The sequence below is a fragment of the Rossellomorea sp. NS-SX7 genome (genome assembly GCF_052828565.1).
The window spans coordinates 1,891,907-1,912,240 of the sequence record NZ_CM128249.1 but is presented as its reverse complement, the minus strand read 5'-3'; the positions used below and the strand labels follow the sequence as shown (position 1 = coordinate 1,912,240).

General features: G+C 40.0%; 26 protein-coding genes. 8 read left to right on the top strand and 18 right to left on the bottom strand.

The features are described from left to right. Positions 1–4: 4 nt before the first annotated feature. Positions 5–721 carry an HAD family hydrolase gene (locus ACUXV2_RS09460; protein ID WP_446246759.1) on the bottom strand — a complete coding sequence of 239 codons (717 nt, stop codon included), beginning with the start codon at positions 719–721 and terminating at the stop codon, positions 5–7. Positions 722–904: 183 nt separating this feature from the next. On the opposite strand from ACUXV2_RS09460, the gene ACUXV2_RS09455 reads away from it, so the two are divergent. After that, a complete protein-coding gene (locus ACUXV2_RS09455; RefSeq protein ID WP_446246758.1) occupies positions 905–2,065 on the top strand; it encodes a TolB family protein in 1,161 nt (386 codons plus the stop codon). A gap of 59 nt (positions 2,066–2,124) precedes the next feature. Here the strand turns inward: ACUXV2_RS09455 and ACUXV2_RS09450 are convergent, their stop codons facing one another. Beyond that, positions 2,125–2,886, bottom strand: a complete 762-nt coding sequence (locus tag ACUXV2_RS09450; RefSeq protein ID WP_446246757.1) for a class I SAM-dependent methyltransferase — start codon at positions 2,884–2,886, stop codon at positions 2,125–2,127. A gap of 188 nt (positions 2,887–3,074) precedes the next feature. Between ACUXV2_RS09450 and safA the strand changes: the two genes are divergently transcribed. Continuing rightward, positions 3,075–3,704 carry a SafA/ExsA family spore coat assembly protein gene (safA, locus tag ACUXV2_RS09445; protein WP_446246756.1) on the top strand — a complete coding sequence of 210 codons (630 nt, stop codon included), beginning with the start codon at positions 3,075–3,077 and terminating at the stop codon, positions 3,702–3,704. A gap of 96 nt (positions 3,705–3,800) precedes the next feature. On the opposite strand, the gene ACUXV2_RS09440 is transcribed toward safA, so the two are convergent. The 4 genes from ACUXV2_RS09440 to ACUXV2_RS09425 form a co-directional block, all read right to left on the bottom strand. Further along, the gene (locus ACUXV2_RS09440; RefSeq protein ID WP_446246755.1) at positions 3,801–4,445 is read right to left on the bottom strand and encodes an SDR family oxidoreductase; all 645 of its coding nucleotides are present in this window, start codon (positions 4,443–4,445) and stop codon (positions 3,801–3,803) included. Positions 4,446–4,630: 185 nt separating this feature from the next. After that, positions 4,631–5,290 carry an O-methyltransferase gene (locus ACUXV2_RS09435; protein WP_446246754.1) on the bottom strand — a complete coding sequence of 220 codons (660 nt, stop codon included), beginning with the start codon at positions 5,288–5,290 and terminating at the stop codon, positions 4,631–4,633. A 121-nt stretch (positions 5,291–5,411) separates the two neighbouring features. Beyond that, positions 5,412–6,047 carry an FMN-dependent NADH-azoreductase gene (locus tag ACUXV2_RS09430; RefSeq protein WP_446246753.1) on the bottom strand — a complete coding sequence of 212 codons (636 nt, stop codon included), beginning with the start codon at positions 6,045–6,047 and terminating at the stop codon, positions 5,412–5,414. A gap of 179 nt (positions 6,048–6,226) precedes the next feature. Continuing rightward, the gene (locus tag ACUXV2_RS09425) at positions 6,227–6,940 is read right to left on the bottom strand and encodes a class I SAM-dependent methyltransferase (protein WP_446246752.1); all 714 of its coding nucleotides are present in this window, start codon (positions 6,938–6,940) and stop codon (positions 6,227–6,229) included. 125 nt (positions 6,941–7,065) lie between these two features. Between ACUXV2_RS09425 and ACUXV2_RS09420 the strand changes: the two genes are divergently transcribed. Together ACUXV2_RS09420 and ACUXV2_RS09415 are read left to right on the top strand one after the other, a co-directional pair. Continuing rightward, positions 7,066–7,248: a DUF4083 domain-containing protein gene (locus ACUXV2_RS09420; protein ID WP_446247035.1), complete on the top strand. Its 183-nt coding sequence runs from the start codon at positions 7,066–7,068 to the stop codon at positions 7,246–7,248. A gap of 136 nt (positions 7,249–7,384) precedes the next feature. After that, the gene (locus tag ACUXV2_RS09415) at positions 7,385–8,818 is read left to right on the top strand and encodes an MDR family MFS transporter (protein WP_446246751.1); all 1,434 of its coding nucleotides are present in this window, start codon (positions 7,385–7,387) and stop codon (positions 8,816–8,818) included. Positions 8,819–8,926: 108 nt separating this feature from the next. On the opposite strand, the gene ACUXV2_RS09410 is transcribed toward ACUXV2_RS09415, so the two are convergent. From ACUXV2_RS09410 to ACUXV2_RS09395, 4 genes are all read right to left on the bottom strand, one after another. Next, the gene (locus ACUXV2_RS09410; RefSeq protein ID WP_446246750.1) at positions 8,927–10,348 is read right to left on the bottom strand and encodes an MDR family MFS transporter; all 1,422 of its coding nucleotides are present in this window, start codon (positions 10,346–10,348) and stop codon (positions 8,927–8,929) included. Positions 10,349–10,370: 22 nt separating this feature from the next. Further along, positions 10,371–10,988, bottom strand: a complete 618-nt coding sequence (locus tag ACUXV2_RS09405; RefSeq protein WP_446246749.1) for a TetR/AcrR family transcriptional regulator — start codon at positions 10,986–10,988, stop codon at positions 10,371–10,373. 336 nt (positions 10,989–11,324) lie between these two features. Next, entirely contained in the window at positions 11,325–12,023 is a 699-nt protein-coding gene (locus tag ACUXV2_RS09400) for a Dph6-related ATP pyrophosphatase (RefSeq protein WP_446246748.1), read from the bottom strand. Positions 12,024–12,038: 15 nt separating this feature from the next. After that, positions 12,039–12,539: an NUDIX hydrolase gene (locus ACUXV2_RS09395; RefSeq protein WP_446246747.1), complete on the bottom strand. Its 501-nt coding sequence runs from the start codon at positions 12,537–12,539 to the stop codon at positions 12,039–12,041. A 181-nt stretch (positions 12,540–12,720) separates the two neighbouring features. Here ACUXV2_RS09395 and ACUXV2_RS09390 point away from each other — a divergent pair, with 181 nt between their 5' ends. Further along, positions 12,721–13,062, top strand: coding sequence for a YqzG/YhdC family protein (locus ACUXV2_RS09390; protein ID WP_446246746.1), 342 nt, complete (start codon positions 12,721–12,723; stop codon positions 13,060–13,062). Between the two features lie 124 nt (positions 13,063–13,186). Here ACUXV2_RS09390 and ACUXV2_RS09385 read toward each other — a convergent pair whose 3' ends face one another. The 4 genes from ACUXV2_RS09385 to ACUXV2_RS09370 all read right to left on the bottom strand — a co-directional run bounded on the left by ACUXV2_RS09385 (position 13,187) and on the right by ACUXV2_RS09370 (position 16,421). Continuing rightward, entirely contained in the window at positions 13,187–13,792 is a 606-nt protein-coding gene (locus tag ACUXV2_RS09385) for a class I SAM-dependent methyltransferase (RefSeq protein ID WP_446246745.1), read from the bottom strand. 119 nt (positions 13,793–13,911) lie between these two features. Further along, complete coding sequence (locus tag ACUXV2_RS09380; RefSeq protein ID WP_446246744.1) at positions 13,912–14,352, bottom strand: DUF1801 domain-containing protein; 441 nt, start codon at positions 14,350–14,352, stop codon at positions 13,912–13,914. Positions 14,353–14,400: 48 nt separating this feature from the next. After that, the gene (locus tag ACUXV2_RS09375; protein WP_446246743.1) at positions 14,401–15,678 is read right to left on the bottom strand and encodes an MFS transporter; all 1,278 of its coding nucleotides are present in this window, start codon (positions 15,676–15,678) and stop codon (positions 14,401–14,403) included. 119 nt (positions 15,679–15,797) lie between these two features. Continuing rightward, positions 15,798–16,421 carry an ArsR/SmtB family transcription factor gene (locus tag ACUXV2_RS09370; protein ID WP_446246742.1) on the bottom strand — a complete coding sequence of 208 codons (624 nt, stop codon included), beginning with the start codon at positions 16,419–16,421 and terminating at the stop codon, positions 15,798–15,800. Positions 16,422–16,799: 378 nt separating this feature from the next. Between ACUXV2_RS09370 and ACUXV2_RS09365 the strand changes: the two genes are divergently transcribed. Together ACUXV2_RS09365 and ACUXV2_RS09360 are read left to right on the top strand one after the other, a co-directional pair. Further along, positions 16,800–16,934 carry an FbpB family small basic protein gene (locus ACUXV2_RS09365; protein WP_446246741.1) on the top strand — a complete coding sequence of 45 codons (135 nt, stop codon included), beginning with the start codon at positions 16,800–16,802 and terminating at the stop codon, positions 16,932–16,934. Beyond that, positions 16,935–17,321, top strand: a complete 387-nt coding sequence (locus ACUXV2_RS09360) for a sporulation protein (RefSeq protein ID WP_446246740.1) — start codon at positions 16,935–16,937, stop codon at positions 17,319–17,321. 40 nt (positions 17,322–17,361) lie between these two features. Here the strand turns inward: ACUXV2_RS09360 and ACUXV2_RS09355 are convergent, their stop codons facing one another. The 4 genes from ACUXV2_RS09355 to ACUXV2_RS09340 form a co-directional block, all read right to left on the bottom strand. Further along, positions 17,362–17,901 carry an AAA family ATPase gene (locus ACUXV2_RS09355; RefSeq protein ID WP_446247034.1) on the bottom strand — a complete coding sequence of 180 codons (540 nt, stop codon included), beginning with the start codon at positions 17,899–17,901 and terminating at the stop codon, positions 17,362–17,364. Between the two features lie 82 nt (positions 17,902–17,983). Then, the gene (locus ACUXV2_RS09350; RefSeq protein ID WP_446246739.1) at positions 17,984–18,601 is read right to left on the bottom strand and encodes an HAD family hydrolase; all 618 of its coding nucleotides are present in this window, start codon (positions 18,599–18,601) and stop codon (positions 17,984–17,986) included. Positions 18,602–18,694: 93 nt separating this feature from the next. Continuing rightward, positions 18,695–19,114 carry a GNAT family N-acetyltransferase gene (locus ACUXV2_RS09345; protein WP_446246738.1) on the bottom strand — a complete coding sequence of 140 codons (420 nt, stop codon included), beginning with the start codon at positions 19,112–19,114 and terminating at the stop codon, positions 18,695–18,697. Positions 19,115–19,151: 37 nt separating this feature from the next. Beyond that, entirely contained in the window at positions 19,152–19,610 is a 459-nt protein-coding gene (locus ACUXV2_RS09340; RefSeq protein WP_446246737.1) for a GNAT family N-acetyltransferase, read from the bottom strand. Between the two features lie 141 nt (positions 19,611–19,751). On the opposite strand from ACUXV2_RS09340, the gene ACUXV2_RS09335 reads away from it, so the two are divergent. Then, the gene (locus ACUXV2_RS09335; protein ID WP_446246736.1) at positions 19,752–20,300 is read left to right on the top strand and encodes a GNAT family N-acetyltransferase; all 549 of its coding nucleotides are present in this window, start codon (positions 19,752–19,754) and stop codon (positions 20,298–20,300) included. Positions 20,301–20,334: the final 34 nt, after the last annotated feature.

Genomic DNA, 20,334 nt, shown 5'->3' with positions numbered 1-20,334 from the left:
TTTATTAGATGTGTAAGTAATCCTCCAAATCAAGAACGTTCTTAAGAATATACACTGGGGTGAAATCCGAAGGCGGATCCATTCCTAAATGGTTTATCCATAATGTATCCATGCCAACGGAACTTGCGCCACACATATCTGTATAGTAATTGTCTCCTATGAAAAGAGATTTTTCAGGCTTTATTGTGAAATGGTCAAGCACATGCAGGAAGATTTCGCGCTGGGGCTTGCTGTACCCTATTTCTTCTGAAACAATGATATGCTCTTCGCTGAAAAAACCACTCAATCCGAGGCGGTTTATTTTTTTATATGCATTATAGCTGGTACCATTCGTCACGACCCCCATCTTGAAAGTGTCTTTCAAACGTCTGAAAAGCTTTTGTATTTGAGGGTTTGGAACAATATTTTTTAAATAGTTCACATGATAACCTTCATTAATTTTTTCTGTTTCTTCATTGCTTAAATTTACAGAAAATTGTTTGAGAGTCATCCCTAATCTTTTCAGGTTGAATTCCTGAAAAGGCAGTTTATTAGATTGATACTCTCTCAATAGTTCCTGATTGTTTTTTGAAAAAGTGCTGAAAAATACTTCTTCATCAAGGTGATTCAGGGAGTTATGAGATTTCAATATATCTTTAACTGCTTTTTTATAACAATTTGTGTGATTGAATAATGTATCATCGAGATCAAACAATAAGGCATCATACTTTTCGAGCTGCATTTCAATTTCTCCTTAATAATATCCTGATCAGGTTCAAAATCCGTCAGAAACATCTCAATACCTAAAATAGAAGTTATTGAGCAAGCTAATCGTAAGGCGGTGATCAAATTGACTCGATTCATTCTAATATTACTATTAGCTTTCACATGTTTCCCAAAGGATGTAGTAAAAGCTGAATTACAAATGAAGGCTGCATTCCTCAGGGGACATAACCTTTGGATTTTAGTTGACGGGAAAGAACAGCAGATTACGACATCTGGAAAAGTGACCGAATCTCCACAATGGTCCCATGATGGAAAGTGGATACTTTATCAGGAAGAAGCCCCTTCAGAATTTGAACATGGTCTACAAAATGAACTATGGGTGTACAATCTTTCATCAGGTGCGAGAAAGAAAATTTTTTATGACGGTTATTCACCTTCATGGGCTCCAAATAAACATGAAATATCTTTTCTCCACCGTGATATTTTGAATATTTCTGACCTTCATCACTTTTATAATATCTCAGGAGGTGTGGATGGATACTCCTGGATTCCGGATGGCAGTGGATTTATATTATCATCACGAGCTTATTTCCTTCCTGATGGCTGGACAAACCCGATCATCTACATCAAGAAATTATCGTATCCCTTGGATAACCTTTCGGAAACAAAAAATATCAGATCCCTGTTTACCATTCCAAAGGAAGTTGGACATGGAGAAAACAAAGTGATGGCAATAGGCGCTTCGCATTTCAGATACTCACCGAGTCAAAAATGGATATCCTTTGTAGTATCACCAACTGCTTCGCTTGCGATGGACAGCAATATGCTAAGTGCCATTTCCGCCGATGGTAAAACATTCATTACACTGGACGAAGTCATCTTAGGAGTTGGCGAACCAAAATGGGCTCCGAATAATGACATACTCGCTTATATCGCAGGCAGCGGTCGAATCGTTTATGGTTTCACCAATAAAGAACTCAAAGCAAAAGACTTTCCAGCAGCGGCATCGTTGACCCCTGATTCGTATGCAGAACTTGATTTTACCTGGATTGATCAAAGAACGATCGTATCTTCGAGGGTTAAAGAGAAGGAATGGTCAAATGACTTCAAAGAACACCCTCTCCCGTCTCTATATTTGATAAAACTGCAATCTGATAAAGGAATGGCCATTACCCGTCCCCCAGCCGGGTTTGGGGACTACAACCCAAAATTCTTGACTTCATACCAAAAGCTAATATGGTACAGAGGCAGCTCAATCACCTCTGAAAACCGTGATGTTTGGATTTCCGAGCCTGATGGTAAACAAGCAAAGGTATGGCTAGAAGATATCGACACGATTTCAATTTATGAACCTCATTGATTTATGTGGAGGGAACAAGTTATGTTCCCTCCACTCCCTCCTCATAACTCCACTATCTACTATCTATTTAATTTCGCCTTCAAGAAAAACCTGTTCGTTTTCACTTCAAAAAACCCTTTTGACTGAATCGTTTCGTGAATTGTGTACAGTTTGTCTATATATCGGCCAATTGTAAAATCCGGCACTTGCCAAGGAATCGCTTTAAGATAGTAAACAAGCGCGCCGATATCATAAAAACGCTGATTAGGCTCCTCTTCCATCCATTCAACGACGTCGAATCCTTCCTGTATCAGTTCATTACGAGCATACTCCAGGTTCCAGTGAAGGAATTCACCATTTACAGGGGCACCCAAGGCGTGGTTGATTTCAATACAGTCATTCCCTCCTACCTGCTGTGTGATAAATATGCCGTCTGACGACATAACTCTCTTCACTTCACTTGGTAAATACTCCTCATGCTTATTGATAATGAGGTCAAAAGTTCCGTCCTCAAAGAGTAGAAGATTGTCTTCTTTGACTTCTTTTACTGTGACTCCCAAAGGCTCCAGCCGTTTTTTAGCTATAGGGAAATTAGGGGCATAGCCTTCTGTTGCACATGTCATGGGGGGAAGCGGCTGAAACTTTGACAGTAGCTCTCCGCCTCCAGTGCCCATATCCAACATCGCTTTTGACTTGCGTATGTAAGGAATCACGATACTTCCATATGACCATCCGAGCAACCCGTTACTCATACGGCCAGTGTCTGTTATATAGGAAAAATCCCATCCTGAAAAATGTTCTTCAATATCTTGCATGTAACGTTCAAATAATCTATCATTCATTTATTTCTTCCCCCTCCAATCATTTCTATGCCTAGTATACCAAAAACCACTAAAATTTGGATGATTATTCCTTTATTATGCAACTCATTTTCTAGTAAATATTACTAGGTGTTGATACATATACGGTTCTCAAGTCATGGTAACAACTACCTGTTTAAACGTTTTCAAAATTATATTTCAATAGAATTATGAAAACTATTAAATTAATCTTTATTCTAATGTTGTCTGTCACTTTAGTCACTGGTTTTGGGAAAGATTCGGAAGTCTCTGCTGCAGGTACATACACTGTAAAATATGGGGACACAATGTGGAAGATTGCTGTGAAGCATCAGGTGGGAGTATCCGAACTGATTGGTGCGAATCCGCAATTGAATAACCCTAATCTCATTTATCCTGGACAAAGCATCTCCATTCCGGGCGGGGATCAAACAGCCCAGAGCTATACATACGAAGTGGTGAAATTAGTGAATGCAGAACGTGCAAAAGCTGGCTTGGCACCACTTAAAGAAAACTGGGAATTATCAAGAGTCGCCCGTTATAAGTCACAGGATATGATCGACAAGAACTATTTCAGTCATACATCCCCGACTTACGGGTCTCCATTCCAAATGATGAAAGACTTCGGCATTTCTTATCAGGCTGCAGGCGAAAACATTGCAGCCGGACAAAAAACGCCACCCGAAGTGGTTGAAGCATGGATGAACAGCGAAGGCCACAGAAAAAACATCCTTTCCCCGACTTACACTGAAATTGGCGTTGGATATGTTAAAGGTGGATCGTACGGTCATTATTGGACACAGATGTTCATCAAAAGATAATTCGAAAACAATGGGAGGATATCAAAAAGGACAAGTCACAGAAAATAGTGATTTGTCCTTTTTTTCATATACTCATTTTCTAGTAAAAAGCATGTACTAAATTCTTTTGATTGCTTCTTCAATCGGATCGTTACCTGAAATCAGGTCGAACCCTCGGTTAACCGTATGCTCTTCTGTTAAAGAAGAGTAGATTGCTTTTGCTACATCCTCTCGAGGTATGGATCCCCTTGATAAATTTTCGGCAGCAAAAACTTTCCCGGTACCAGTTTCATTCAACAAGCCTCCAGGACGGATAATCGTATAATTCAAGCCGCTTCGTTCCAGTTCCTTATCTGCAAAATGCTTTGCAGCATAATAGGGTTTTAATGATAGATTCCAATTCTCACGATTATGTGCTTGAAGTGCACTAACCATGATGAATCGATCGATACCAGCCTGCTTTGCGGCTTCCATTGTTTTTACAGCGCCGTCCAAATCGACAAGCAGCGTCTTGTCTGATCCTGTATGACCGCCTGAACCGGCGGTGAATACAACCGCATCCGTTCCATCCAACCCGTTTGCGATTTCCTCCACTGTACCTTCTAGATCGACTAATGAAGATTGAATGCCTTCATTTTGAAATGAGCGGAGTTGTTCTTCGTTTCTGACAATCGCTCTTGGAGTGAAGTCCTTGCTATCATGTAATAGATCGATTAGATGCTTTCCGATTTGACCATTTGCACCTACTACTGCTACTTTCATGCTCCTCATCTCCTTATCCGATAAATTTGGTATGGATTAATGATGACATGTCTGGGCGGAGTTTACAAGAATTCTGCCCCTTAGTTGAGTGAATAAAGTAAAACAGAAGCAGGAGTCTAACCGCAAAATTCAATTTGCATGACCATTTATATATTTTCACCATTCATAATTTGGAAATTTGCAGATCAATTCTTCACTATACCGATCACAAATCCGTCATAGCCCTTCGTTCCCACTGTTTGAATGGCCGTGGAATCGATGCGTTCGTTTTCTGAAAGTATATCTACAAATTCCCGTATCCCTTTAATATTTTCGTCATCACTAGCAGCGTCCGTTATCCTGCCTCCACGAACCACGTTATCCGTAATGATTACGGCACCCGGGTTGGAAAGCTCGATGGCCCATTTGATGTAATGCGGATTATTCTTTTTATCAGCATCGATGAAGATAAAGTCGAATTTATGATCTTTTAAAGAAGGAAGCGTATCCAGTGCAGCGCCTGTGAGTACCTTCACTTTTTTATCAACCCCTGCCCGTTTAAGATTTTCACGGGCTACTTCTGCATGCTTTTCGCTATATTCCAAGGTAATAAGTGACCCTTCTTCAGGGAGAGCTCTTGCCATCCATATGCTGCTGTAGCCTCCAAGAGTTCCGATTTCCAGGATACTTTTAGCGCCTTTCATCTTTGCCAGCAGATGGAGAAGCTTTCCTTGATTGGGGGCTACATCTATGGCAGGCAGATCTGCTTCTTCGTTTGCTTTCATTGCTGCCTCCAGCACATCATCTTCTTTATGCAATTTGCTAGTAAAATAATGATCAACTTCTTCCCAGTTCTTTTCAGTCATGTGTTTGGCTCCTTTATGATTAAAAATTGATTTTGCACTTTTCAAAATTATTTTACTATAAAATGACAGTTTATGTATCGATTCATTAAAAAAGAGCCAGCAATTTGGCTGGCTCTTGGTATTAAAATGTATGTGCAAGGTCCTTCGCACGGGCAATTCCGTCTTCTTTAATTTCCAGTGCTTTTTCCGGCATGGCCGCATGTCCTTCAATGAATAACCCTTCAAATGAAGGCACTCCGTAAAATTGCATCATGACGTCCAGATAACGGTGTCCCATTTCCATTTGAGCTGCAGGTCCTTCTGAATAAATACCCCCGCGTGCCTGAATGTGAAGGGCTTTCTTGTCGGTAAGCAAACCAATCGGTCCGTGGTCTGTGTACTTGAATGTTTTCCCTGCCACTGATACGGAATCAATATAGGCTTTCATAACAGGAGGGAATGAGAAATTCCAGAATGGGGTAACGAATACGTATTTATCAGCGTCGACAAATTGATCCACAAGCTCAGATAATCTGCCTACTTTCGCTTTTTCACTTTCTGATAATTGATCAAACCCTTTACCTGTCTGCAGCTTCCCCCATCCACTGAACACATCTGCGTCGATATGAGGAATGTCTTCCTTATATAAATCTACCCCCACAACCTCATGTGTTGGGTTTAATTCTTTATATTTGTCAATAAACGCTTTTCCAGCAGCCATGCTGAATGATTGAGTGTCATCGTGGGGATGAGCTGTGATGTACAATACCTTTGTCATTTTGTATGACCTTCCTTTCTTTCTAATTGTTTTAGTAATATATCTGTTAGTATTGAAAATTATCTCAAACACATATATTATTAATTCGAGATTATTGTAAGACATACATTGAAAATGTTCAAGAGATTTGCTTGTGTCAGAGGATGGAAATGATTCACAAGAAAAAAAGCCTTCTAATTTTAAGGCTTTTTAGACTGAGCTTTTATGATTAAAAAATGTGGGTTCGTCATGAGGTAATGATAAGATTTTTCTTTAATGGATTTCATCATTTCAGAAGGTTTCGGCTCAACAAATCTTTCAAGAGTAAAATGTTGAATGGTATCATTCATAATTCGCTCCAGAGGTTTCCTGTAAAAAGTGACATCTATTGTGATATGTGGCTTTTTCCATGTTTCTGTGATGGTTTCTGTTTTAAAATAATTGTCACGATCGTTTCGTGTAAAGTCCATGAACGGATGGTGGATGGAAAATAAGAAAGTACCGCCAGGTTTTAATACACGGTGAAATTCACTAAAGGTAACTTCCCAACTTTCAAAGTAGTGAAGTGTGAGGGAACTGATGATCAAATCAAATGAATCGTCTTCAAAAGGCAAAGGGATCTGCAGGTCATGGCATAAAATATTCGCACGGTCGCCTACCCTCTCTTTGGCTGCTTTGATCATTTCAGGACTCAGGTCAATGCCTGTGACATGTGCTCCTTGCCGGGTAAAATACTCGGTGTACCAGCCAGCTGCACATCCTGCATCCAGAATGTGTTTTCCTTTGAAATTTTCCGGGAGCTCTGCAAGCATGGCAGGGCGCTCGTAATAAGCATTGTAAGGACTTGCATGATCAATGTCATGTTGATAGGTTTTTGCCAATTGATCATATGTATGTTTGGTTGAATCAGGCATGTAACAATCCTCCCTTTCTCTGAGACACTATACATTTCATAATTGTAGTTTACCATTTATTCCTATAGACTATTAGGTAGTCGTTTCAAATTATTCATTTGGGGAGGATCATTGTGGCTCTCAATATCGGGGATATATTATTTCAATTGATTATATTCTGCCTTGTTTTGACCGGGGTAATTTCATTTACTCTTTTTATACGCAGGATACTAATAAATACCAAAGTTCAATCAAAAGCATCCTATGACTTGAACCAAAAGCTTGATCGAATTATAGAACTGTTGGAAGAGAAAGAACCTACGAAGTGATAAGCATCCTCAGATGTCAAGGGGATGCTTTTATCTTTTATTGAATAACATAAAATTTATTCTTTTAATACAGTCGTATCAACTTTTATGGTAGTTTATTCTATAGTCATAGTATTAACTAAAGCGGAGGAGTAAAATGGAATCAAAAATCAATTCAAAAGCGATACTGATCACCTTTATGATTGGCGCTTTTTTTGCCATTCTGAATGAAACATTACTAAATATTGCCTTGACTGAACTAATGGAAGTGTTTGGTGTGAAAGCCCCCACCGTTCAGTGGCTGGCGACAGGCTTCATGCTTGTAATGGGTGTATTGATGCCGATATCAGCATTATTGATTCAATGGTTTACGACTAGACAGATGTTTATCGGAGTTATGACCATCTTCTTATTTGGTACAACCATCGCTGCATGTGCAATGAATTTCCCAATGCTTTTAGCTGGACGGATGATTCAAGCTGTTGGAACTGGGTTGTTGATCCCGGTGATTATGAATGCCCTATTACTTATTTATAAGCCGGAAGTCCGCGGGAAAATCATGGGTACATTCGGACTTGTGATCATGTTTGCTCCAGCCATCGGACCGACGTTGTCAGGAGTCATTGTTGATACACTCGGCTGGAGATGGTTATTCATAACGGTCATCCCTTTCTCATTATTTTCAATTCTATTTGCATGGAAGTATCTGCAAAATGTTGGGGAAGTGACTCGTCCTGGTGTGGATGTCTTGTCTATCGTCCTTTCCTCAATCGGTATTGCAGGAATCGTGTATGGATTTAGTTCTGCTGGTGAAGCAGGTGAAGGGTTCACGTCTGTTAAAATTCTAACAATCATTACAGTCAGTGCAGTCAGCCTAGTCTGGTTCGTTTTAAGGCAGTTGAAATTGGAGGAACCTCTGCTTGACGTACGGGTGTTCAAATATAAAAGCTATGCCCGAGGGGTGGTTCTATTCATCATCGTGATTATGGCGATGTTTGCTTCTGAAATTGTTATGCCAATGTATTTACAGGGACCGCTGGGCTATTCAGCCAAGGTTGCAGGGCTGCTCTTATTACCCGGTGCACTTCTAAATGGGTTGATGTCTCCTGTGATGGGTTCTTTATTTGATAAATACGGGCCGAGAAAATTGATAATACCGGGTACGATCGTCCTGACTGGTGTCATTTTATTCTACAGTAATATCAGCCAGGATACCCCGATTTGGCTTTTCATCATTGTTTACGTGCTGTTGATGTTATCCATATCGGCAATCATGATGCCTGCCCAAACAAATGCTTTGAATGAGCTTCCCAAGAACCTTTACCCTCATGGAACAGCCATCTCGAATACCCTGCAACCCGTTTCAGGGGCTTTGGGGGTATCGGTGTTTGTAAGCATAATGACTCAAAGTCGGGAGAGTTATATTAATAATCATACAGGAACTGTTACTCAGGACGTAATGAATGATGCAATGACATATGGAGTTCATCATGCTTATTGGTTCGCGTTAGCGCTGGCGCTGGCAGCATTTATCATTTCATTATTCATTAAAAAAGCTGTAGCAGCTGATGTTGATGCTGAAAGTGAATAAAAACAGGAAAACCTCGTCACTCATGACGAGGTTTTTTTGTGGAGTCGGTTTGAAGAAATTTCGTCATAAAAAAAGCCAGTTTCTTATTTGAAAGAAACTGGCATACCACTAAGCCGTACTCTTCACTCTCTTATGTTTCTTATCTTTCACGAAAAAGGCAAGGAACAGTCCAATCAATGCCGAAATGGCTGCGACCAGGAAGGAAACGTTGACCCCATGAACGAGGCCCTCCACTCCTCTATCCGGTTGTGCAGCGGTGGTCATGACCGTCACGAGCAAGGCAGTTCCCACAGCTCCGGATACCTGCCGCATCGTATTGTTCATAGCTGTACCATGCGGGATCAGGGAATTCGGAAGCTGGTTGAGACCCGCTGTGGTTACCGGCATCATCACCATTGCGACACCCAGCATCCTAACCGCATTGACGATAGTCAGATACAAGAAGGTTGTCTCAGGTGTGAGATTCGTAAACATGAAGGTTGTGACCGAGATTAGGAGCAACCCGGTGACAGCAAGCCATTTAGCACCGAACCTATCAAAGATCCGACCAGTGATCGGATTCATGAAGCCCATGATAAGTGCACCGGGCAGGAGCATAAGTCCGGACTCAAAAGCTGTAAAACCAAGCATATTCTGCATCAGAATAGGAAGAACAGTCGCTCCCCCAATCATCGCAATAAAGACGAGCATTCCGAGAGCCGTTGTGATCGTAAACAATTTTATTTTGAATACGCGGAATTCAAGAATAGGCTGTTCCAATTTAAACTGCCTTAAAATGAAAAGCGTTAACGAAATGGAACCTGCAATCATTGCAACTACCACTTGTGTACTTCCCCATCCAGTGCTTCCTGCTGTACTGAAACCGTACAGCAGCCCACCGAAACCAATAGAGGATAATATAATTGATAGGATATCCAATTTCGGAAACGTCTGCTTCGTAACATTGATCAGGATGAAATATGCAACGATGAGATCTATGATGACAATCGGCAAGATGATATAGAACAAGCTTCTCCAAGGGAACTGATCGACAAGCCAACCTGACAGAGTAGGCCCGATGGCTGGTGCAAAGGAGATAACCAGTCCGAACATCCCCATTGCACTTCCCCGTTTTTCAACTGGGTAGATTAGAAATAAAATCGTCTGCATAAGTGGCATGATGATACCCGCTCCGGATGCCTGTACGATGCGCCCCGCCATCAAAATGCCAAAATTCGGGGCGACTGCACATATTAATGTACCAGTTGCAAATAAACCCAGTGCTGTCAGAAATAATGAACGGGTTGTGAAACGGCCAATCAGGAATGCGGTAATCGGAATCATGACTCCGTTCACCAGCATAAAGATGGATGTTAACCACTGTGCCGTACTTGCTTCAAGATTTAAATCTTCCATAATATGAGGAAGTGCTGTGGCAAGCAGTGTCTGATTTAAAATAGCAGCAAAAGCTCCGGAAAGTAATACGAATAATAACGGAAATTTATTGAAGGTTTCGGTTGACTTTGCTGCATCATTTGAATGCGGATTCATGTTCTCCCTTCTTTCTATATCCTTAACATTTCTTAGATAGTCCTGTTTTAAGCAGCTCAATCTCAAACTTGTACTTTGAAACTGCGTCCTCGAAACTCAATTCGTTTGAAATACTGTGTACCAAGTTGTGGAATGTGACTGCCGACAGTATTTGCAAGACATGATACAACTCATTTTCGCTCGAGATATTCAGACTCTTCCAATCTACAAGATGATATACTTCATCATATCTTTTACTTAATTCTTCTTTACTTAGAAACTTAGAAAATGCCTTTTCAATTTTATAGTTCATATTCAGAAGGACATTCTTAATGAAATTGTTCTTTCCTTCTGTGTGTGAACGCTTTAAGGTATGGTGGAAGATTTCTGTAACTGACAAAAAGATATCCCCTTCGTACCTCTTTAAATTCATTAAGAATTGTTCATGTCTTTCCTGAGCATGTTCATTTAGCAAAAAGAAAAACGCATCCTCTTTATCGTCAAAATACTGATAAAAGCTTCCTCTGGGAATTCCTGCTGATTTCAATATATTCGAAATCGAGGCTTCATAAAGGGAGACGCGAGAGAATTCTTTTTTAGCAGCTTCGACCAAAATCCGCCTTTTCTCTTCATTTAAATTATAAAACGTCGGCTTAGGCATACTGACCTTCATCCTCCCATTGTGACACTGTGTCATATTCTAGTCTTCACCACTATAGATGACACGGTGTCATATGTCAACGCATAAACTTCAACAAGTGTGTTCAACTGCAAATGAACATCTTATAAGTGACACTTGCGATATAATTGAAAAAACAAGTATCTGTATGATTTTTCAATAGAACACCTGCCTATGCGAAAATATCCAGACATAAAAAAGCGCCCGGATCCGAGCGCTTTTCGTCTTTGCTGTCTGCCTCTACTTCATTCTCCTGACGACTTATGTACGATTTCGCTGAAGAAAATGATTCAAAAGAAGCTATAGTCAAAACGTTTTCTATTTTTCTTGCAATTTTTTGGTCAGTTGACAGTCTTGAATATCCAATGACCATAATCCTGAATTCAACACAACTCCTGCTTGTGTCAGCTGCATTCTCTTCTTGAAAATCGGACCGTCTACAACAAATGTATGGTACTCGCCATATTCACCCATTACACAAATGTTTTTCTGCTGAATTTCTTCATAGAATTCCCAGTCCAATTTACGGCCTGGCCAAGTGCAGTCAAAGTGTACTTCAGAAGCACGGCAAATAACTGCTGTAAATTCCAGTGACAGAAATTCTTTCAGCAGGACGTGTGATTCTTCGGGTGGAATCCATGTTGGGAATATAGGTTCAACGCCTGCTTTATATGATACTTGTTCATTCCATTTTCTGTCTTCTTCTGCATATAAACTCCCAAATGCTGCCTCGTCGATACCAAGTTCCTCTTTGAGCTTTCTCAGTGCGGCCACAAGCGACTCTTCATAATCACCGGCAGAATCAACAAGGACTAATGGTATGCCCAATGCTTCTGACTGGGATTCGAGGATTTTCAATTTGATTCCATGTGCATGGTTTCGTTCGTCTTTCTTTGATATCATCGATACGAGGCAAACGACATCTTTGTTTTCTTGCAGGAGCCTATATAGTGCAAGGCAGCTGTCCTTGCCGCTGCTCCAGCAGACAGCCACCTTCTTCTTCCGGATGTTATTCATTTGATCCCCCATCCTTCATTTCAGACATTCGTCTTTTAATGCAGTATGTAAAATTTCTTCATACAATGGATTCCATTCGTCATAATAGTTCTCTATATTGGATGGGTTTATAAAAACCCTTTCCAGTGATTCGTACCTCTTTTCAAAACGATGCAGATGTTCTATTTCCATTTTATAGAAGGCTTGAAAGCCTATTTTCGGATACTTGCTAGTTTCATTCCAATTAGGATTTTGGGTATGATCTACAATGATGTAACCAAGTAATACGGAAGCTCCTTCGACACACCCTTCTTCCAGCGCTTCACGGCTAAATGTCTCTATAGGAGTTTCGTCTGCTTCCACATGTCCTCCTGGGAAGTCCCATCCCCTATGTTCAAGACGAACAAGCATAAGTTCTTTTTTATGAAAGCAAAAACCATGCGCACTTGTTATCAGCTTCTCATCTGGAGGAAAACTGCTTTTCACCCAGGTTAATTTAACGATTGACTCTCCCCAATTCACGTGTATTGTCGACATCAGTCCCCCGCCTTCACTATTAAAAATTCTTGTGCAGACAATAAAATCTTGCTTCTGCCTTTACTCAATAGTAGCACAGATAAGAAAGAGTAAATGCTTAAGATTCAGAAAACCGTCACTCTGAATAGAAAAAGAAATTAGACAAAAGATAATAATAAAAAAATGGGAAGGATACATACAAATGAAAAAAATGATCCTGTGTTTGTTCCTTATTCAACTGATCACAAACGGAATACAGCACCCTGTCAGCATGGCCAGAAATCTTGATAGTATTGGAGTGACAGTGCCTTCATATGCAAAATGGGGAAAGATTGCCATGCAAAGAACGAAAGAACGCTATCCTGATGCTCAGATTATTGATTACCTCCATATTGGGCGTGAAGATAGTGCAGGTTACAGCACGGAAAAATTTAAACTTTGGTTAAAAGGAAAAGATAAGGAATTCGGGGTCCTGATCGACATCAGGTTTGATCCCAATACGGATGAAATGAAACAGATATCGTTTAAAGAGGTATCACGATAGGCATAAAAAGACTGCTGAATGGTCAGCAGTCTTTTTATGGCTTTCTGGGATTTTATAGTTGAAAAGGAGTGGGGAAAAGTTTGAAATAATAAGTTCGCTAAAACCATAGGATCTGTTCACATCTTCACGCCTTTTTCAGCACAATCTTCCTGTACATTCCATTCATCATCAACCCTATATCTTCTTTCATGATCAACGTTTCCTTGTAAGGTCTGTGAATGTCTTCAAATACAAGACCAATGTCTGTACCCAACATTTTCACGATGGGACGAACGAGTTTCTGAGAAAGTTTTTTTTCACCTGCAAATTTATCAAATATGACAAGTTCCCCATCCGGCTTCAGGACTCTTTCCATCTCCTTCAGACATTGATTTGCGTCAGGAACTACGGAAAGTATAAGGCTTGCGAAGACAATGTCGAAGCTATCGTCCTGGAAACCCATACGTTGTGCATCCATTTCAATAAATTCAATGTTGGGATGCGTGAATTTATTTCGTGCCTTTTCAAGCATGTCAGGTGAGTAATCGATGGCTGTGATGGCCACGTCTCTATGATCGATAAGTTCGAGGTCGGCACCTGTGCCGACACCGGCAAACAGAACTTTCTTCCCAGTCAGATTTACATCCTTAAACACCTGTTTCCTTGATTCTAAAAAAGCCCCTCTGTTAAAAAAAACATCATACATTGGTGCCCATACCTTGTAGATGATTTTATTCCAAATTTGGTTCATCCTCACCGCATCCTCTGCAATTGTTCGTTAACCATGAAGAATAACATATATTCCCATTATGCAGGTTTAAAAAAAGAGCACAAAATCAGTAGATTGATTTTCATACTCTATTTACCATCTTATTCATTGGACCCCTCAACACCATCCGGATAGGTTCTCTTTAAAAATGTAATCGATGCCTGTATCAATTCCCTTAATACATCTTCCTCTATATCGTCCACTTTATTAATGTACACACATGCTTTTCCTGAAGTGTGTTTTCCGAATTTCTTCAGGAGCTCTTCCCGTTCTTTATCTCCCGGAGCAAAATAAAGGCTTATTTTAGCTTTACGGGGCGAAAATCCAGCAAGAAAAGAATCGCCTTCATGGCCTGTTTTATACTTGTAGTGATAAGAGCCAAACCCAATGATGCTCGGGCCCCACATTTTAGCTTGTTCGCCGGTTTCTTCGGTGAAGATATCCAAAAGTCTGTAGGCGTCGTCCCTTTTTTTCTCACTATCGACATTTTCAATAAATTCAATCACACTGTTTTCATTTTGCTTTGTTTTTAATTCGTACAAACTGCCACCCCTCTACTATTTCATTATAATCATACATTCGACCAGTCTTTACGAAATTCCTTCATTAGATACTATAAATGAGTCGGATGGAAGCCCCATTTCTTCTGGCTTGAGACTGGACGATTGCGGAAGGGATCTTAGCGTTGTATTGAAAACCCACACAAAGGCGATAAACAAAATACCTCCGGCGCTTGAAAGATATACAATGCCAGGGCCAAACTGATTTGCAAAATAGCCGCCAAGGAGAGAACCGATTGGCATTGCCATTGCACCTAAAGAAGCCGTCACCGAGAATATCCTGCCGAGCAGCTGGGAAGGTATCATCGACTGGATGGCTGCCCCAAATATGACATTGGTGGCGCCAATCGGAATCCATGATAGTCCAAATAACAGTATGCTGACACCATTGTGCGGAACGATACCCGAAACCAGCCACATGCATCCCCCGAACAAAAACAACAGTATTGTAAGTTTTCCGATTGCAAAGCGACCAAACAAGGATGCACATAACGCCCCGATCAGGGCTCCGCCAGAAATCGCCGCCAAGTATAGTCCGTAAAGCTCAGAGCCTCCTCTTTCATCTGCAAAGGCAGGTAATATGGCATAAACAGATCCGATGGCAAAGTTTGCTACGATGGAACCGAGCAGAAATTTGGCTAAATGTGATTTGAAAACGATTGAGAAGCCTTCAGCTAAATCGTTCTTATACTGCAGGACAGCTTCTTTTACCCTCTGTTTTTCATTAACTCTTTCTTTCTTAGAGAGATGGATCAAGCTGAACAAGATGCTTGCGGCAATAAATGTAACGGCATCAATCATATAAAGTGTGATGGCTCCGACAACCGTCAGAAGAATACCTGCAAGAGCATTGAATGCCAAATCGACACCCTGAAATGCGAAAGAGAATAATGAATTACTTTTCACCAGTTGATCTTTACGGACGATTTGCGGAAGCAGAGCTGCCTGACCTGGATATGCAAATTGATTTAACGCAGAAATTACCGGCATGATGATAAGAATGAACAAAACAGAAAGGAATCCAATATAATGAGCAAAGGGTATCATTAATACAAGCATTCCCTGCAGCAGCTGAGTCCAAATCAATACCCTCTTGATCTGCCAGCGATCGACGAGCGGTCCGATCAGGAATTGAAGAGTACCCGGTAAGAGAGTCAAGAATCCTGCCAAACCAGTATAAAATGCATTGCCTCCAAGTTCATATACAAGCCACATTGCTGCAACATAATAAATGCTGTCCCCCATATTCGTAACCAATCTTCCAAAGAACAAAGATGCAAAATTTCGATTGCTGAGTAGTTCTTTCATCATTTCCACTCCCTTTGGTTGTATGAATAGTTTACTCTGTAAAAATTATTTTACCGTCGTTCCAAAAAAACACTTTTAATCAGTAAAAAATATTTTACTGTTGTGGCAAAAAAAGACGATCATCGGTCTTTTTCTTTATTATTCATCACACGATCTGCAAATGTTGATTCTTCTACCTCGAATCCCATTCCTGTCATGTAATAGATGTTTTGATCTGCATCTTTCTCTTCTTTAGCTCTTTTTTGAAATTCCCCGACAAGTTCAAAATATCTCTTAATGAACCATTTGAAATTTTCTTCTGAGCTCGATGTTTCAAATGAAGAAGCTAATATATTCCAGTCCGAGGGATCCTTATCTCCAGCATCCTCAAAAGCTGCACTTGGAGCCTCAAGTATCCGGCTCATCGTCCGTTCAAGCATACCGTACATCATCAATCTCTTCGTTTCACTTATTTCTTCTTTATGCGGAAGCAGGCTTGCATCGGGATAAAATCCACTTGAAACAGATTGGAAAAACTTCTGTACAATACCATTCTTTTCTTCGGTCTTGACAATTTCAATCAATCCGAGCTTTTCTAATTCCTTCAGATGATAATGAACTCGCGCCCTGGACATTTCAAATAACTCAGAAAGCTGCTGGCCTGTATAAGGTTTTTCTACAAGTCGCATCATCAATTTGATGCGAAAAGGATCACTCAAGGCTTTCAGCTGATCATATTCTTTGATAATATACATTGATTTCATAATGGGTCCCCCCTGAAAATATTCTTCACTCCGTAAAATTTATTTTACCGTGTAATTACAGTTTAACATATGGAATTTTTTACATGCAAGAGGATGCTGACCTTTTTCTCTCGACAAAACGTGCACAAAGCAGTTTTCAATTGACAGCAGTTATAATATCCATTATGATAAACCCATAAATTCATATTCTCCTAAAGGGGAGTAGCTTTTACAATAAAGTCGTCATTACGGAGTCAACGACTCTCGGCTTTATTGACAACGATGTTGTTAGCGAGACCTTTACCAGCTGGTGAAGGTTGATATATGCAAAAAAAGGCCTTTACCAAACCGGTAAAGGTCTTTTTGTATATCCAGCTTTACATTTGAAAGGATGCGAAAATGTTGATCAAAAAAAACTTACAGCAATTAATTCAGAATAATAAAGAGCAAATTATGCGTGACAAAGAAGAACTGGAAAGAATCGAAGAGAAATTAGACAGAAAACATACTAAACTAGAGAAGGAGAATGCATGAATGTTACTAAGGAAGTACGTTTCCATGTTTGGAGTAGGATCTGCAAAGATTGATTTGGTACTGCCGAAAACAGCCTTTCATCCCGGTGAGCTGCTTAATGGGTATTTCTTTCTGGAAGGAGGGGTTGTGAAGCAGAAGTTGAGGCGGATCGACTGTGATCTAGTCATGGTAGATAAATATTCCAGAGAGAGTACCATTGACTCCACAACGATTCTGAAATCGGAAGAACTTCAGCCTGATGAAACAAATAAGCTTAATTTTGTCTATCGAATACCCGATACGCTTAAAGCAGATGAAAAGGGTGTACGTTATCTTTTTAAAACCAAATTGACCTTTGATAAAGGAGTAGAAAGCCTGGATGAGGATTGGATAACGGTTGTTTCCTAGATTAGTAGAGAAAACGCCCACTTTGGGCGTTTTCTTGCAATTACTTAACAACATCCAATCCTGAACTCGTCAACTTGTTCATAATGTCTCTAACTACAGCATCCAATTCCACATTCTCTGTCTCAATATACTCACTAAAATCATATGTCTCAAAAGCTTTTAGGCATTTATCGGCCTGCTGGAAACACCAGTTACCTTCTTCTTCCCCTCTGGTACGGAGTCGGTCAAAAATGGTTTCTCTGCTTGCCTGTAAACAAAAGTGATGAGTTTCTTCATCTATATCTTTTAATCCGTTGAAAATATAAGTGAAATATTCAGGAACCCTTAGAGTCATAGGGACGATTAAATGCTTCCCATATCTTTCTTTCAGTTTTTTGGCAGTTTCCACTGTTAGAACTCTCCAAAGTTCATAGTTTTGAAAATCACCACTCTGTGATTCTTTCTTTTTGATTTCTTCAGGCAGAATCTCTCTAATCATATAGCCGACTATTTCCGGGTCGAAGATCATGCTGTCATTGATTTTGCTTAAAAGTTCGTTTGCAACGGTTGTTTTACCGGAACCAAACGCACCGTTTATCATGATGATCACATTATTCCCCTCCTATATATGCATCAATTCACCTTGGCACCAGTTAACTATATACGAAGCTCACTCTTCTTTCCTAAAATATCTCCATCAATTCCTCGAATGAATCGACTGAGTAATCGTAAACCTTTGCTTCACCGAATCCATACCTTGCATAGACGAAGGGAATACCTGCAGACTGTGCTGCTTTTTGATCTCCTTCTGTATCTCCAACGTAAACGGGCTGCTTTAAGTTATTTCGTTCGATGATCAGTTTAATGTTTTCCCCTTTAGATAGGCCGGTTCTCCCTGGATTTTCATAATCAATGAAGTGCTTTTCCAATCTATGATACTCGTAAAAAGCTTCAATATATCCGTGCTGGCAGTTACTCACGATAAAGAGCCTGTACTTTTTCGCCAGGGATATCAGTACTTCCTCCACCCGGTTATAGAGGATTCCTCCTTTTTCACTGAGATGTTGGGTTTCAACTTCAGAACAAGCACTCAAGAACGCTTCCCTTTCCTCATCATTAAGTTGTGGAAACAGCTTTCTACCGATTTCATCCATTTGCAGGCCCATCGTTTCCTTCAACTGCTGCGATGTTAGTTCATTCTTCACTTTATCGTGTCTACGAATGACCCCATTCCATGCCTTTAAGACCGTTTCCCTAGAGTCCCATAACGTCCCGTCCAAATCAAAAATGATACTATCCATTGTTATTCCTCCTAATTACATAAGTTCTTTGCTATTCGTTTGCGACCGCTTCCTTTTCAATCTCAACCCGTTTTATCATGATTCGTTCCTGCCTTATCCTTTTTTAACATAAATGATTTCAGGGTCGCCTTCATCCAGATTGTCAATTAACCCGCTCTTCTCAAAGCCAAGAGTATGAAAAAGGTGATGCATGATATCGTTTGACTGATTCGTAGAAGAGAAAATCTTTTCCCCATTCATTTTAACAGCAAACTCTGAGAGAAGTGCACGCGCCACTCCATTTCTTCTATGATGAGGATGGACTATGACCAAAGATATAAACGCATGACTGAAGAAATGTCTGTTGAATAAAAGAAAGCCGGCTGCCTCCCCCTCTATTCTGCAAACTAAACATTGATTATGATTGATCGCTTCTTCAATCTCCTTACGCCTCTGATCACTGCCAATCGTTACGTTATCAATATGTATTAAATCGTTTAAATCTTTTATTTCTCCCCAATGTATGTTTGGCATAATTTAACCTCCAAAATATATTCGCTAATCTTGCATATCAACGCATTGTTGATTTCTCATATACTTTTATTGAACTTCCACTTAATCCGACAGCCTCGGTTGTATGAATCCAATGATATTTTTCATAGTAACCGTCAATATCAGTGGAAAGATAAAGTTTTTTATAGCCTTTTCGTGCAGACTCATCCAAAGCATACTGCAAAAACTGTGATCCAATCTTCTTGCCGCGGGATGCAGGGTCTACATATAAACAAGCAAGCCAGGGAGTCAGGTCCTGCCGGCTATTAATATCATTGCGCAAGATAGCAAAAGTTCCTATGATTTCCTCATTTTCTACCGCGATATAAAACCTCGGTATTTCTTCTTCCGTTTCACACGACCGCATCATACAATCCTTATAAAAATTGTAGCTTTCCTCATTTCCCCACTGTTTCCAAAAAGCATTGACTGCCTTTTCAAATAAATCTTTCCGTTCACTCAATTCATAGATGCGCATCTTATTCCCTCTTTTGTACATTAATATATTCACCACTCAGATTTCTATTGGCTATAAGTAAATCGTTTTTTAATATTAATTGTGAATTTTTTCTATTTATATAGTAATATTATACAATACAACATTATGGGGGTGTAGAATATGTTTTTACATAAGATTGATGAAGAATTGTCATTAAAATTGGTGGACTTGAAAGATTCCGAAGAGATGTTTCAATTAGTCGATACATCAAGAGACCATTTAAAAGAGTGGTTGGGCTGGTTGGATTTCACAAATAAAGTAGATGATACAAAGGAATTCATCCAAGGCTGCATGCGGAGCTACGCTGAAAATAAAAGCATGAACACCGTCATCCTTTATAAAGGGAAAATGGTCGGCACAGCCGGGTATAACTCAATCAATTGGTCAAATAAAACAGCCTATATCGGATATTGGCTCCATCAGGACTATCAAGGAAGAGGAATCATGACAAGAGTAGCAAAGGCTTTGACTGATTACGCTTTCGAGTATCATAAATTAAATAAAGTCGATATAAGGGCAGCCAAAGAGAACAAGAAAAGCAGAAGCATTCCCGAGAGGCTGGGCTTTGTAGAAGAGGGTACCATCAGACAAGCTGAATGGCTGTATGATCATTATGTGGATCATGTGGTGTATGGAATGTTATATGAGGAGTGGAAACTAAAAAAATAGAAAAAGTAATTCAGTAAGATGAAAAGAAGCCCTG

What these genes read in the sequence shown, in the direction of transcription:
- ACUXV2_RS09460 (WP_446246759.1), bottom strand. Translation starts at nt 721, where the DNA reads ATGCAGCTCGAAAAGTATGATGCCTTATTGTTTGATCTCGATGATACA.
- ACUXV2_RS09455 (WP_446246758.1), top strand. Translation starts at nt 905, where the DNA reads ATGAAGGCTGCATTCCTCAGGGGACATAACCTTTGGATTTTAGTTGAC.
- ACUXV2_RS09450 (WP_446246757.1), bottom strand. Translation starts at nt 2,886, where the DNA reads ATGAATGATAGATTATTTGAACGTTACATGCAAGATATTGAAGAACAT.
- safA (WP_446246756.1), top strand. Translation starts at nt 3,075, where the DNA reads ATGAAAACTATTAAATTAATCTTTATTCTAATGTTGTCTGTCACTTTA.
- ACUXV2_RS09440 (WP_446246755.1), bottom strand. Translation starts at nt 4,445, where the DNA reads ATGAAAGTAGCAGTAGTAGGTGCAAATGGTCAAATCGGAAAGCATCTA.
- ACUXV2_RS09435 (WP_446246754.1), bottom strand. Translation starts at nt 5,290, where the DNA reads ATGACTGAAAAGAACTGGGAAGAAGTTGATCATTATTTTACTAGCAAA.
- ACUXV2_RS09430 (WP_446246753.1), bottom strand. Translation starts at nt 6,047, where the DNA reads ATGACAAAGGTATTGTACATCACAGCTCATCCCCACGATGACACTCAA.
- ACUXV2_RS09425 (WP_446246752.1), bottom strand. Translation starts at nt 6,940, where the DNA reads ATGCCTGATTCAACCAAACATACATATGATCAATTGGCAAAAACCTAT.
- ACUXV2_RS09415 (WP_446246751.1), top strand. Translation starts at nt 7,385, where the DNA reads ATGGAATCAAAAATCAATTCAAAAGCGATACTGATCACCTTTATGATT.
- ACUXV2_RS09410 (WP_446246750.1), bottom strand. Translation starts at nt 10,348, where the DNA reads ATGAATCCGCATTCAAATGATGCAGCAAAGTCAACCGAAACCTTCAAT.
- ACUXV2_RS09405 (WP_446246749.1), bottom strand. Translation starts at nt 10,988, where the DNA reads ATGCCTAAGCCGACGTTTTATAATTTAAATGAAGAGAAAAGGCGGATT.
- ACUXV2_RS09400 (WP_446246748.1), bottom strand. Translation starts at nt 12,023, where the DNA reads ATGAATAACATCCGGAAGAAGAAGGTGGCTGTCTGCTGGAGCAGCGGC.
- ACUXV2_RS09395 (WP_446246747.1), bottom strand. Translation starts at nt 12,539, where the DNA reads ATGTCGACAATACACGTGAATTGGGGAGAGTCAATCGTTAAATTAACC.
- ACUXV2_RS09390 (WP_446246746.1), top strand. Translation starts at nt 12,721, where the DNA reads ATGAAAAAAATGATCCTGTGTTTGTTCCTTATTCAACTGATCACAAAC.
- ACUXV2_RS09385 (WP_446246745.1), bottom strand. Translation starts at nt 13,792, where the DNA reads ATGAACCAAATTTGGAATAAAATCATCTACAAGGTATGGGCACCAATG.
- ACUXV2_RS09375 (WP_446246743.1), bottom strand. Translation starts at nt 15,678, where the DNA reads ATGAAAGAACTACTCAGCAATCGAAATTTTGCATCTTTGTTCTTTGGA.
- ACUXV2_RS09370 (WP_446246742.1), bottom strand. Translation starts at nt 16,421, where the DNA reads ATGAAATCAATGTATATTATCAAAGAATATGATCAGCTGAAAGCCTTG.
- ACUXV2_RS09365 (WP_446246741.1), top strand. Translation starts at nt 16,800, where the DNA reads ATGTTGATCAAAAAAAACTTACAGCAATTAATTCAGAATAATAAAGAG.
- ACUXV2_RS09360 (WP_446246740.1), top strand. Translation starts at nt 16,935, where the DNA reads ATGTTACTAAGGAAGTACGTTTCCATGTTTGGAGTAGGATCTGCAAAG.
- ACUXV2_RS09355 (WP_446247034.1), bottom strand. Translation starts at nt 17,901, where the DNA reads ATGATAAACGGTGCGTTTGGTTCCGGTAAAACAACCGTTGCAAACGAA.
- ACUXV2_RS09350 (WP_446246739.1), bottom strand. Translation starts at nt 18,601, where the DNA reads ATGGATAGTATCATTTTTGATTTGGACGGGACGTTATGGGACTCTAGG.
- ACUXV2_RS09345 (WP_446246738.1), bottom strand. Translation starts at nt 19,114, where the DNA reads ATGCCAAACATACATTGGGGAGAAATAAAAGATTTAAACGATTTAATA.
- ACUXV2_RS09340 (WP_446246737.1), bottom strand. Translation starts at nt 19,610, where the DNA reads ATGCGCATCTATGAATTGAGTGAACGGAAAGATTTATTTGAAAAGGCA.
- ACUXV2_RS09335 (WP_446246736.1), top strand. Translation starts at nt 19,752, where the DNA reads ATGTTTTTACATAAGATTGATGAAGAATTGTCATTAAAATTGGTGGAC.